Raw genomic sequence first — 11,628 nt, forward strand, 5'->3', positions numbered from 1 at the left:
CGGAAGCTAAGGCCACCTGCGCCGATGGTACTGCACTCGACAGGGTGTGGGAGAGTAGGACACCGCCGGAACATCATTCGCGAAGGCCCCCAGCATCTGCTGGGGGCCTTTGGCGTATCTATGGCTGGTTCGTTCGGTTGTGAGAGCAGCGCTCTTGACTCGGAACATGGTATCGGTGATCATTGGTCGAAATAGAGAGCACTGATCTCGGAGTAGCTATGATCGCCACCGTCTGGTCCACCCTGAACTTCACCCTTGCCTTCGTGCTCGAGTTGGTTGCCGTTGGCGCACTGGCCTATTGGGGCGTCCGTACGGGCCGGAGCCGCACCGCGAAGATCCTCCGGGGTGTGGGTATGGCTGTCGCGGTCGTGGTGTTGTGGGGGATGTTCGCGGCGCCGGAGGCGAGCTTCTCGGTTCCGGTGGCCGCGGTGGCGACCAAGGTGCTGGTCTTCGGTGGAGCGGCGGCTGGGCTCTGGCGGCTGGGGTATCGGAAGGTGGCGGTGCTCTTCCCGCTGGTGGTGATCGCGAACCTGGCGGTGATCCACTTCGGGCATCTGACGATGTGAAAAATCAGGCGACACCAGGGGTGTCGGGTGGATACGGTCGGGCCATGATTTCTTTGCCGGCTCGGTGCCGGCTGCGCGGCCGTATCGAGTAGCCCGGGAGACCTGTCTCCGTCCGGGGGAATCGCGCTGTTCTGTTCCTGATCAGCACGAAGGACTGAAGACCGTGCGTACCAATGTTTCTCGACCCGACCTCACTGTTGTCCGCAATCTGGGGATTCTCGCGCACGTGGACGCGGGGAAGACCACGGTGACCGAGCGGATGCTGTTCCTCACGGGCAGCATCCACAAGCGCGGCGAGGTGCACGACGGGACGACCGTCACCGATTTCGATCCGCAGGAGCGGGATCGGGGGATCACCATCTTCGCGGCGGCGGTGAGCTGTGAGTGGGCCGGGCATCGGTTCACCGTCATCGATACGCCGGGGCATGTGGACTTCTCCGATGAGGTCGAGCGGTCGCTGCGGGTGCTGGACGGCGCTGTCGCGGTGTTCGACGCGGTGGCGGGGGTGGAGCCGCAGAGTGAGTCGGTGTGGCGGCGGGCGGACCGTTATGGGGTGCCGCGGATCGCGTTCGTCAACAAGATGGATCGCGCCGGGGCCGACCTGGGGGCCGTGGTCGACTCGATTCGTGAACGGCTGCACCCGGTTCCCCTGCTGGTGCAGGTACCGGTGTACTCCGGTGAGGTGTTCACCGGTGTGGTGGACCTGGTTCGGCTGCGTGCGCTCACGTGGGCGGGCGGGTTCGCGGAAGGCGCGATTCCGGACCAGGTGGCGGATGCGGTGACGCAGGCCCGCAAGGCGCTGGAAGAGGCCGTGGCGGAGCGGAATTCGACGGCGCTCGAGGAGTACGTCGAGCACGCCGCGCTCTCCGCGGACACCTTGGCCGCCGCGCTGCGGGAGCTCACGCTCTCCGGTGAGGTGGTTCCTGTGCTGTGCGGTGCGGCGTACCGCGATACCGGGATCGAGCCGCTGCTCGACGCCGTGGCCGCCTATCTGCCGTCGCCGCTGGATCGGCCCGCGGTGGGCGGCGGCGCGGCGGTCCGGGCCGCGGATCCGGCGGAACCGCTGGCGGCGCTGGCGTTCAAGGTGCATGCCACGCCGACGGGGCGGCTGACGTTCGTCCGGGTCTATTCGGGTGTCCTCCGCAAGGGGGACACCGTGCTGGACGCGGGCAGCGGTCGGCGCGAGCGGGTTTCGCGCATCCTGCGGGTGCAGGCGGACCGGCACGCGGAGGTGGAGTCCGCGCCCGCGGGCGACATCGTCGCGCTGGTCGGCCCGAAGGCCGTGCGGGTGGGCGCGACGCTGTGCGCTCCGGAGGACCCGGTGCTGCTGGAGCCGCCGGCTCCGACCGAGCCGGTGGTGTCGGTGGCGGTGGAGGCGCGCACCAGCGCTGACATCGAGAAGCTGGCGGTGGCGCTGGCCCGGCTGGCCGAGGAGGATCCGTCGCTGACGGTGCGGACCGATCCGGAGTCGGGGCAGACGCTGCTGGCGGGCCTGGGCGAACTGCACCTGGAGGTCGTGGTGGAGAAGCTGCGCCGCGATCGCGGGCTGAGCGTGACGGTCGGGCGGCCGCAGGTGGCGTACCGGGAGACCGTGGTGCGCGGCGTGCGGGGTTTCACCTACCGGCATGCCAAGCAGGACGGTGGTTCCGGGCAGTGGGCGCACATCGTGTTCGACGTGCGGCCGCTGCGTGAATCCGAGCCCGGGGCCACGGGATTCGAGTTCGAGTCCACGGTGGTGGGCGGCCGGGTTCCGGCGGAGTTCGTGCGCGCGGTCGAGGCCGGGTGCGGGGATGCCCTGGCGGAGGGGCCGCTGGCCGGTCATCCGGTCACGGGTCTGCGGGTCACGCTCACCGACGGCGCGACGCACTCCAAGGATTCGTCGGAGTTGGCGTTCCGCACCGCGGGCCGTCTGGGGCTGCGGGAAGCCTTGCGCGCCAGTGCCATGGCGGTGCTGGAGCCGCTGGTGGAGCTGACCGCCACGGTGCCGGAGGACTATGTCGGGGCGGTGCTCGGTGATCTCGCCGCCCGGCGGGGGCGGGTGACCGGGTCGGTGAACCGCACCGGCACGGTGGTCGTGACGGCCACGGTGCCGCTGGCCGAATTGTTCGGCTACGCAACGCGTTTGCGGAGCCGGACTCAGGGCCGGGGCACGTTCACGGCGCGCCCGCTGGGTTACGCGCCGGTCCCGTAGCGGCCGGATGCCCGGTGGCGGCGGCACCTGGTTGCCGTCGTCACCGGGCCCATCCATCGTGGGTCGGTCGATAGAAAGGGTTGATTGTTGTCGCGACTACGTTTACTGTTGTCGCAACAACATATTTTCCCGATTGGAGACGGCGATGATGTACTCGTTCACCGAGGAGGCCGTGATCACCGGCGACCTGGACCGCGTCTGGGCGGTCGCCACCGATGTCGACCGCTGGTCGGAATGGGACCCGCACGAGGAGAAGTCCCGGATCGACGGCGAGTTCGCGGCCGGGACCAAGGGCTGGGTGAAGCCGAAGGGCGCGCCGGCCGGGCCGTTCACTATCGTGGCCGTGGAGCCGGGGCGGTCGTGGACCAGTGAAGCGGGCATCCCGTTCGGGAAGCTGCGCGGGCACCGCACCTACGTCCCGCTCGGCGACGGCCGGGTGCGGGTGGCCGAGCAGGTCGAGGTGCACGGGCCGATGGGCCCGCTGTTCAAGCTCATCTGGGAGAAGGGCATGCGCGCGGACATGCCGCTCACCTTCGCCGCATTGGAACAGGAGGCACGCCGGCGTGGCTGAACCACGGGGACCGCTCATGAGTCCGGGCTTCTGGCTGCATCACGCCGCCCTGGAGTGGCGGGCGACGCTGGAACGCAATCTGCGTCCGCTCGGGCTCACGCCGACCCAGTTCAACCTGCTCGCCTCGGCGGGCTGGCTGGGTCGATCGGGTGAGTTGCCGACCCAGCAACAGGTGGCGGACATGTCGGGCGCGGACCGGATGATGGCGTCCAAGGTGATTCGCGGCCTGGAGGAGCGCGGGCTGCTGGCGCGGTGCGCCGACCCGGTCGACGCTCGCGCGCTGCGCATCGAACTCACGGCCGAGGGCCGGGAATTGGCGAGCCGGGGCGTGCGGATCGCCGTCGACACCGACGAACAGCTCTTCGGCGTAGCCGGCGACGTACTGCGCGAGCAGCTGAAACCGATTGCCGCGCACCGGCTCCCGAGCTGACGCCGCCGCTTGGCCGGCGCCCATCACGGCGGATCGCGGGAGCGCGGAGTTCGGTGATCCTTCTGCGCGCGCGGAAGCCATCCGAGCCATCGATACGGCTGTACTCGGACGGTCAGCCCTTGACCAGGATGGCCCGGGTATAGAGCAGCGCGAAGCCTTGGCGCTGGACGTTCTGCTGAGATTTGGAGCCGGGCTGCGTGGTGACCACCGCGATGTCGCAGCCGGCCGCGGCTGCCTCGGCGAGGCGGGCCGACAGCAGTGACGATTGCACGCCGTGCCGCCGATGTGTGGGATGGGTTGCTGCGCCGGTGAGTTGGGCGATGCCGCCGGACATACGCAGGCTGGCTCCGCCCGCCACGCCGCCGTCGCGCCGGGCGAGATACCTCTGGACGTCCGCCGCGCCGGTCAGGTCGCGCATGGCGCGGGCGATGATGTCGGCGGGGAATTCCTCGTGGGAGGCCACGCCCTGCGTGTCGGGGTGGGCGAAGCCTTCCGCGACGACATCGAGCCAGGTGTCGAATTCGTCTTCGCCGCTGTGGGTCACCTCGACACCGGGGGCGACGGTCGCGACCGGTGCGCCGCGCAGTTCGCGGCCGAGCACGTTCTCGAACGACACCAGGCGGTAGCCCCGCTCGGTGAGCAGTTCCCCGACGCCGGGGTCGCCGAGTTGTGAGACCTCGGCCTGCACAGGTGTTTTCCGTTCCGCGCAGAGCTGCTCGATCGCGTCGAGTTCCGACGGCTCGGGGATTCCGGCGAATCCGAGTCCGGCGATCTTGTTCAGCGGTGACCCGTCCTCGGCAAAGGACGCCACCCCGCCCGCGATCGGGATCACGAATCCGGCGTCCGGGCCGAGCCGGGTCGCGGCCGCCCCGCTGCCCTTGGCGATCAGCTCGGCTTCGGCCCGCTCGATGCGCTCGGCCAGTTCGGTTCCACAGAACAGCGTTCCCTGATCGCTCGGCATGGGGTCGAGCCTAGGTCGCGGATCGGTGGCCTCGCCTCCGATTTTCGCGGTGCGCGGCGGTCGAGGCGCGGGGCGGGAACCGGCGGGCCGTAGGGTCGGGGCGTGGCTGTTGATGATTCGAGCGGTTCCGCCGGTGGTCTCGTGGTCGGGTTCGACCTGGATATGACGCTGATCGATTCGCGGCCGGGGATCGCCGCGGTGTGGGATGCCGTCGCCGCGCGGACCGGGGTGCCGATCGATTCGGAGCTGGTGGTGTCGCGGCTGGGTCCGCCGCTGGCGCACGAGGCGGCGCAGTGGTTCCCGGAGCACGAGGTACCGGGCGTGGTGGCCATGTACCGGGAGATGTATCCGGAGCTGGCGGTGCACGCGTCGGACCATCTGCCCGGCGTGGTGGACGCGCTGGCGGCGGTGCACCAGGCCGGGGGCCGGGTGCTGGTGATCACCGCGAAGAACGGCCCGCACGCGCAACTGCATCTGAATCATCTGGGGCTGGCGGTCGACGAGCTGGTCGGCGGCGCTTGGGCGGAGGAGAAGGGGGAGGTGCTGCTGGAGCGCGGCGCCTCGATCTATGTGGGTGATCATCTCGGCGATGTGCGCGCGGCCAAGGTGGCGGACGCGACCTCGGTGGCGGTGACCACCGGGCCCTACACGGCCGAGGAGTTGTCGGCGGCGGGCGCGGATGTGGTGCTGCGCGATCTGACCGAGTTCCCGGCCTGGCTGGCAGCGCATCTGACGTAGGGGCGAGCGGCGGCGTCCGCGGGGGCGATGCCGCCGAGGGGGCAATTCGTGGGGGCGACAGGAGATTTCCCGGCGGCGGGGCCGGGTGGCGTTTGGCATCAGGGTGATTCGAACGGTGTCGGCCGCCGGTTGTCACGGCTACCTTTCTGGACACGGTCACGAGTATCAGCGTTTTTCGAGCCCCGGCTGGCTGATCGGCAACCCTCGCGTGGGCGGTGGGGTGCCCCGGGTGACGACCAGGCGCTGCCCGACCGGGTGGCGCAAGCGCCAGGACCGCGCATTCCTCTGTCGCGGTCGTGTCCCCCTGCCCGGCGGTGTGCCGGTGCGCGAATGTAGAGGTAGCTATGAGCAGGATCTTGTCCCGGTCGCGTGGTTTCCGGGTGGCGGTGGGTGTCGGGGCGGCGGCCCTGGTCGCGAGTCTGGCGGCGGCCTGCGGTAGCGACTCGTCCGGAAGCAGTTCCGACACGGTGTATTTCGGTGTCTCCGGGCCCAAGACGGGCAATTCCGCCGAGTACGGGCGGCTCTGGCAGCAGGGGTTCGATCTGGCGCTGGACGAGATCAATGCCGCGGGCGGGATCAATGGCAAGAAGGTGGCGCTGAAGTGGGAGGATTCGCAGTCGGATCCGAAGCAGACGGTGCCGATCGCGACCAAGTTCGTGGGTGATCAGTCGATCATCGCGGAGCTGGGGGACTTCTCCTCGCCCGCGTCGATCGCGGCGTCTCCGGTGTACAACCGGGGCAAGCTGGTGCAGTACGGGTTCACCAACTCCGCGGTGGATTTCACCAAGGCGGGGGACTATTCGTGGAGTCCGTCCATCACCTTGGACGTGTACATGGAGCGCAACGCCGAATGGGTGCGCTCCAAGGCGAAGAAGGTTTCGGTCGTCTACCTCGAAACCGACTGGGGTAAGCAGGCTTTCAAGTTCTTCGAACAGTTCGCCAAGGAGAAGGGCATCGAGATCGCCTATTCCTCGGCGATCCTGCCGGATTCGCAGGACTTCCGGCCGGTGCTGATCAAGGGCCGCGACGCCAACCCGGATGCCTTCGTGCACCTGGGATATGGACCGGACGGGGCGCTGGTGGTCAAGCAGCTGCGGGACGTCGGGTTCACCGGGCAGTTCTTCGGCGGGCAGAACACGCCGCAGTTCATCGACCTGGCGGGCGCGGCGGCCGAGGGCGACATCGTGAACGGCGTGTTCACGCCCTCGGATCCGAGTCCGAAGGTGCAGAACTTCGTCACCAAGTTCCGGGCCAAGTTCAACACCGATCCGGGCGATTTCAATGTGTACGCCTATGACGCCCTGAACGCGGTGGTGAAGGCGGCCAAGGCGGGCGGTGCGACCCGGGAGGGTGTGCTGAAGGGGCTGCGCGAGGTCAAGGACTTCGACGGAATCGGCTTGGGCACCTTCGCCTTCGATCAGCAGACGCGCCGCCCCAGCGGGGTCAAGCCGATCGAGCTGATTCTGCAGAACGGCAAGTTCGTGCCCGTCGGAAGCAAGAAGTAGATGTTCGACACGCTCATCGCGGGTCTGGTCCACGGCAACGCGTACGCGCTGATCGCCGTGGGCATCACCCTGATCTTCGGGGTCAGCAATGTCATCAATTTCGCGCACGGCTCGATCTTCGCGTTCGGTTCGGTGCTGGGCTGGTGGCTGATCGCCCAGCACGGGGTGCCGTGGTGGGCCGCGCTGGTCGTGGTGGTGGCGGTGACGGCGCTGGTCGGAGTGGCCATCGACGTGCTGGCGGTGCGGCCGTTGCGCCGGGCCCCGGCCATCGCGGCGCTGCTGGCGACGGTGGCGGTGGGGCTCATCATCGAGAACGTGGTGGCCCTGGTGTTCGGGCCGGACACCCGGCCCTTCCCGCAGGTGCTGTCCACCAACAACTTTCAGGTGGGCGGGGTGCGGTTCGGCACCTCGGACGTGGTCATGTTCGCCATCACCCTGCTGGTTATGGGCGGGCTGTGGGCGTTCCTGCGGTTCAGCCGGCACGGGCTGGCGATCCGCGCGACCGCGCAGGATCCGGATGCCGCCGCGCAGATGGGGATCGGGGTCGGGCGGGTGCAGTCGCTGGCCTTCGCCATCGCCTCCGGGCTGGGCGGGCTGGCGGGCATCTTCGTCGGCCTCTACAACTCGAATATCTCGCCCACCAGCGGCGGCGTGGTCGGCATGACCGGGTTCGTGGCGGCCACCATCGGCGGGCTCGGGTCGATTCCGGGCGCGGTGCTCGGCGGCTTCGTGCTCGGCTTGGTGGAGGCGTTCGGCATCTACTGGTTCGGGGACGGCTATCGGGATCTGATCACGTTCGGACTGCTGGTGATCTTCCTGGTGCTGCGGCCCGGCGGGCTGCTGGCCCGGCCGCCCGCCATCGAATCCGAGCCCATGACCGGGACGTTCCTGGGCTCGGGCCGGGAGTTGCGAGTGCGCTGGTGGCACGCGCTGCTCGCGTTCGGGGTCGCCGGCGTGGCGATTCCGTTGGTCGCCGACGACTACGGCATCTCGGTGGGCACCCAGATCCTGGCGTACGCGATCATCGCGGTGTCGATGACGCTGGTGGCCGGGTCGGCCGGGCAGCTGGCCATCGGGCAGGCCGGGCCGATCGCGATCGGCGCGTACACCTCGGCGGTGCTGACCGTGTCGCACGGCTGGGCGTTCCTGCCCGCCATCGTGGCGGCGGGCGTGGTGGCGGCCGTGGTGTCCTCGGTGCTGGCCGCGCCGCTGTGGCGGCTGGGCGGGCATTACGTGGCGATCGCGACACTGGGCATCGGCATCGTCACGGTGGCGATCATCCGCAACTGGGAATCGGTGACGCGCGGCAGTTACGGCATCTTCGGGATTCCCGCGCCCAGCGTGTTCGGCTTCGAATTCACCACGCACACCGATATTTTCCGGCTGGAGCTGGTGGTGCTGGCCGCGGTGGTGGCGCTGATCGTCGGCGTGCAGCGGTCCCGGCTGGGGATCGCGATCCGGGCCATCGGGGCCGACGAGGTGGCGGCGCGGTCGGCGGGGGTGCCGGTGCGCGACTACAAGGCGCTGGCGTTCGCCATCGCGGCGTTCTGCTCCGGGATCGGTGGCGCGCTGCTGGCGCACCAGTACTCCTATATCGATCCGACCGTGTTCAACCTGCCGATGTCGCTGCTGGTGGTGACCATCCTGGTGCTCGGCGGCACCGCCTCGCCGTACGGCGCGGTGCTGGGCGCGGTGGTGCTGATCGGGGTGCCGGAGCTGCTGCGGCTGGCGCCGTCCTGGCGAATCGTGTTGTACGGCTTGGTGTTGTTGCTGGTGGTGCGGTTCCGGCCGCAGGGAATTCTGGTGAGGAGGGATCGTGTCCGCACAAGCGAACCAACCCCGGTCGAGGTCTGAGACCGGCGCCACCGGGCCGGAGGCGGTGCTGACCGTGACCGGGCTGCGGCGCTCGTTCGGCGGGGTGCGCGCGGTGGACGGTGTCGAATTCACCATCGCCCCCGGCGAATTCGTGTCCATCATCGGGCCCAACGGCTCCGGGAAATCGACCACGGTGAATCTGATCTCCGGGGTGCTGAACCCGGATGCCGGGGAAGTCCTGGTGCGCGGCAAGCGGATTCGCCCCGGTCGCCCGGAGGCGGCCGCGGCGGCCGGGATCGCCCGCACCTTCCAGAACGGGCGGGTCTTCGGCACCATGACCGTGCGCGAGAACGTGGACGTGGGGTTGCAGACCACGCTGCGCGCCACCCGCCCGCTGCGGCGGCTCGCGAACATCCCGGTGCTGAAGTGGGTGTCGCTGCTGGCCGAACTGGGTGTGGCGCTGGCGCCGACCCCGGCGGCGCGGGCCGAACGCCGCGAATCGGCGGCCCGCATCGACGCCCAGCTGGACCGCTTCTCCGAGCGCCTGGTTCCGCGCGCCGACCACCCCACCTACACGCTGTCCTACGCCAATCGCCGCCGCACCGAGATCGCGCGGGCGCTGGCCTCCGCGCCGGACCTGCTGCTGCTGGATGAACCCGCCGCGGGCATGAATCAGACCGAGACCGCCGAGATCGGCGCGCAGCTGGCCGAATTGAAGGCGCAGGGGCAGACGGTGCTGCTGGTCGAACACAAGATGGACCTGGTCCACGAGCTCTCCGACCGGGTGCTGGTGCTGGACGAGGGCCGGATCATCGCATCGGGCACGCCCGACGAGGTGCTCTCCGATCCCCGCGTCATCGAGGCGTACCTGGGACGCAGCCGGGCCGGGGGAAAGGTGGCCGTCGATGTCTGAGTTCGACGAGAATGCCACGCCGATCCTGGAATTCGATCGCGTGGTGGTGCACTACGGGGCGTCCCGGGCGCTCGACGAGGTGTCGTTGACCGTCCGCCCCGGCGAGATCGTGTCGCTGCTCGGCGGCAATGCCTCCGGCAAGTCGACCACCATGAAAACCGCTCTGGGACTGCTGCATCCGAGTTCCGGCGCGGTCCGCGTCGACGGCGTCGACGTGAGCGCCACCCCCGCGGCGGCGCGGATCCGGGCCGGGCTGGCCTCGGTGCCGGAGGCGCGGCGCGTGTTCCCGGCCATGACCGTCGAGGAGAACCTGTTCGTCGGCGGCTATATCCGCAAGGAGCGCCGCGCGGTGCTGGCCGCGCGCGCCGCCGAACTGTTCGAGCATTTCCCGCGCCTGGCCGAGCGCCGCCTGCAGCGGGCGGGCACGCTGTCGGGCGGTGAGCAGCAGATGCTGGCCTTCGCCCGCGCGCTCATGAGTAAACCCCGGCTGATCTGCATGGACGAGCCGACAATGGGACTGTCGCCGTTGTTCGTGGATCGGGTGCTGTCGGAGATCGCCCGGCTCAATCGGGAACTGGGCCTGGCCATCCTGATCGTGGAACAGCAGGCGGAGCTGGCCCTGAGCATCGCCCACACCGCCAATGTGCTGCGCACCGGGCGGATCGTGCTGCACGGCCCGGCCGCGGACCTGGTCGGCGACCCGGCCGTCCGCGATGCCTACCTAGGAAAGGTGACGACATGACCGCGCGACGCCTGGGCTTCTTCACCCGCCTGGTCCGCACCGACTCGGCCGAGGACGCCGCCACGGTGTACCGGCAGGCCCTGGACCAGATCGAACTGGCCGAGCGGCTGGGCTACGACACCGCCTGGGTGGCGCAGCATCACCTGGATCCGGCGGAGGGCGGGCTGCCGTCACCGTTCGTGTTCCTGGCGCACGCGGCCGCCCGGTTCCCGCGGATCCGGGTGGGGACCGCCATCGTGACGCTGGCGCTGGAGGATCCGATCCGGGTCGCCGAGGACGCGGCGGTGCTGGACGAGCTGTCGGGCGGCCGGCTGGAACTCGGCTTCGGAGCGGGCGGGTCCCGGCACGCCTTCGAACTGTTCGAGGCGGCCGATCTCGACCGGCAGCGGCTGTACGCGGACAAACTCGCCACGGTCACCGCGGCCTTGGCGGGGGCGCCGTTGATCGGGGATCGGGGGCTGAATCCGCCCGCGCCCGGACTGCGGGATCGGCTGTGGCAGGCCACCTTCTCGGCCGGGGGCGCGGCGCGCGCCGGGCGCTCGGGTGACGGACTGCTGCTGTCGAAGGCGCAGCCGCGGGATCCGGCCGCGCCCGCGGCCACCCTGTGGGAGACCCAGCAGCCGCTGGTCGACGCCTATCTCGATGCGCTGCCGCCGGGTACGGAACCGCGAATCGGCGCGTCCCGAGGCGTTTTCGTGGCCGACGACCACGCCGAGGCCCGGGCTCTGGCCGAGCGCGGCGCGGCCCGGTTCCTGGATCAGCTGGGCCGCAATGGCGGGCCGGAGGTGGCCGACTCGGTCGCCGAGGTGCTGCGCGACATCTACTTCGGCACGCCCGACGAGGTGGCGGAGCAGCTCGCCGCCGACGCGGCGCTGCGGCACGCCACCGACTTCATCGTGCAGGTCCACCCGGTCGATCCGGGCCATGCCGCCACCCTGCGCTCCATCGAACTCATCGCCACCAAGGTTGCCCCGCAACTGGGTTGGCGACCCGACGAAAGGACTTCCTCGTGACCGAAGCGACCGCCGCCGTCGAGGTGGCGCCACTCGCGCCGGCCGGATCCGAGGCCGCCGAGTCCGCCGATGTCATCGACGCGGTGCTCGGCCCGCGCGCGGACGCGGTCCGGGCGCTGCGGGCGACACGCCCGGCGGTGATCGCGCATACGCAGGGGGTATACGAGGCGCTGCTGGACGGTC

At 69.9% G+C, this 11,628-nt stretch carries 12 protein-coding genes and 1 riboswitch; of the genes, 11 read left to right on the top strand and 1 reads right to left on the bottom strand.

Annotated features, from left to right (window positions below):
* Positions 1-218: 218 nt before the first annotated feature.
* The 4 genes from ACWELJ_RS30585 to ACWELJ_RS30600 all read left to right on the top strand — a co-directional run bounded on the left by ACWELJ_RS30585 (position 219) and on the right by ACWELJ_RS30600 (position 3,758).
* Positions 219-566: a YrdB family protein gene (locus ACWELJ_RS30585; RefSeq protein ID WP_452369571.1), complete on the top strand. Its 348-nt coding sequence runs from the start codon at positions 219-221 to the stop codon at positions 564-566.
* Positions 567-729: 163 nt separating this feature from the next.
* Entirely contained in the window at positions 730-2,757 is a 2,028-nt protein-coding gene (fusA, locus tag ACWELJ_RS30590) for an elongation factor G (RefSeq protein WP_452369572.1), read from the top strand.
* Positions 2,758-2,902: 145 nt separating this feature from the next.
* Positions 2,903-3,328 carry an SRPBCC family protein gene (locus ACWELJ_RS30595; protein ID WP_452369573.1) on the top strand — a complete coding sequence of 142 codons (426 nt, stop codon included), beginning with the start codon at positions 2,903-2,905 and terminating at the stop codon, positions 3,326-3,328.
* Positions 3,321-3,758 (top strand): MarR family winged helix-turn-helix transcriptional regulator, encoded by a 438-nt coding sequence (locus tag ACWELJ_RS30600; RefSeq protein ID WP_452369574.1) that lies wholly within the window; start codon positions 3,321-3,323, stop codon positions 3,756-3,758. Before ACWELJ_RS30595 ends, ACWELJ_RS30600 begins: the two co-directional genes overlap by 8 nt.
* Before the next feature lie 112 nt (positions 3,759-3,870).
* Here ACWELJ_RS30600 and ACWELJ_RS30605 read toward each other — a convergent pair whose 3' ends face one another.
* Entirely contained in the window at positions 3,871-4,698 is an 828-nt protein-coding gene (locus ACWELJ_RS30605; protein WP_452369582.1) for a GNAT family N-acetyltransferase, read from the bottom strand.
* 123 nt (positions 4,699-4,821) lie between these two features.
* On the opposite strand from ACWELJ_RS30605, the gene ACWELJ_RS30610 reads away from it, so the two are divergent.
* From ACWELJ_RS30610 to ACWELJ_RS30640, 7 genes are all read left to right on the top strand, one after another.
* The gene (locus tag ACWELJ_RS30610) at positions 4,822-5,457 is read left to right on the top strand and encodes an HAD family hydrolase (protein WP_452369575.1); all 636 of its coding nucleotides are present in this window, start codon (positions 4,822-4,824) and stop codon (positions 5,455-5,457) included.
* 154 nt (positions 5,458-5,611) lie between these two features.
* Positions 5,612-5,730: riboswitch (SAM riboswitch) on the top strand.
* 71 nt (positions 5,731-5,801) lie between these two features.
* The gene (locus ACWELJ_RS30615; protein WP_452369576.1) at positions 5,802-6,962 is read left to right on the top strand and encodes an ABC transporter substrate-binding protein; all 1,161 of its coding nucleotides are present in this window, start codon (positions 5,802-5,804) and stop codon (positions 6,960-6,962) included.
* Positions 6,963-8,816, top strand: a complete 1,854-nt coding sequence (locus tag ACWELJ_RS30620) for an ABC transporter permease (protein WP_452369577.1) — start codon at positions 6,963-6,965, stop codon at positions 8,814-8,816.
* Positions 8,779-9,690, top strand: coding sequence for an ABC transporter ATP-binding protein (locus tag ACWELJ_RS30625; protein ID WP_452369578.1), 912 nt, complete (start codon positions 8,779-8,781; stop codon positions 9,688-9,690). The genes ACWELJ_RS30620 and ACWELJ_RS30625 overlap by 38 nt, the downstream gene beginning before the upstream one ends.
* Positions 9,683-10,432, top strand: coding sequence for an ABC transporter ATP-binding protein (locus ACWELJ_RS30630; protein WP_452369579.1), 750 nt, complete (start codon positions 9,683-9,685; stop codon positions 10,430-10,432). Before ACWELJ_RS30625 ends, ACWELJ_RS30630 begins: the two co-directional genes overlap by 8 nt.
* Positions 10,429-11,445: a putative FMN-dependent luciferase-like monooxygenase gene (locus tag ACWELJ_RS30635; protein WP_452369580.1), complete on the top strand. Its 1,017-nt coding sequence runs from the start codon at positions 10,429-10,431 to the stop codon at positions 11,443-11,445. Before ACWELJ_RS30630 ends, ACWELJ_RS30635 begins: the two co-directional genes overlap by 4 nt.
* Positions 11,442-11,628 (top strand): hypothetical protein (locus ACWELJ_RS30640; RefSeq protein WP_452369581.1); only part of this gene is annotated, 187 nt, incomplete at its 3' end. The genes ACWELJ_RS30635 and ACWELJ_RS30640, both read left to right, overlap by 4 nt.

It is taken from the genome of Nocardia sp. NPDC004582, assembly GCF_053602115.1.

What these genes read in the sequence shown, in the direction of transcription:
- ACWELJ_RS30585 (WP_452369571.1), top strand. Translation starts at nt 219, where the DNA reads ATGATCGCCACCGTCTGGTCCACCCTGAACTTCACCCTTGCCTTCGTG.
- ACWELJ_RS30595 (WP_452369573.1), top strand. Translation starts at nt 2,903, where the DNA reads ATGATGTACTCGTTCACCGAGGAGGCCGTGATCACCGGCGACCTGGAC.
- ACWELJ_RS30615 (WP_452369576.1), top strand. Translation starts at nt 5,802, where the DNA reads ATGAGCAGGATCTTGTCCCGGTCGCGTGGTTTCCGGGTGGCGGTGGGT.
- ACWELJ_RS30620 (WP_452369577.1), top strand. Translation starts at nt 6,963, where the DNA reads ATGTTCGACACGCTCATCGCGGGTCTGGTCCACGGCAACGCGTACGCG.
- ACWELJ_RS30630 (WP_452369579.1), top strand. Translation starts at nt 9,683, where the DNA reads ATGTCTGAGTTCGACGAGAATGCCACGCCGATCCTGGAATTCGATCGC.
- ACWELJ_RS30635 (WP_452369580.1), top strand. Translation starts at nt 10,429, where the DNA reads ATGACCGCGCGACGCCTGGGCTTCTTCACCCGCCTGGTCCGCACCGAC.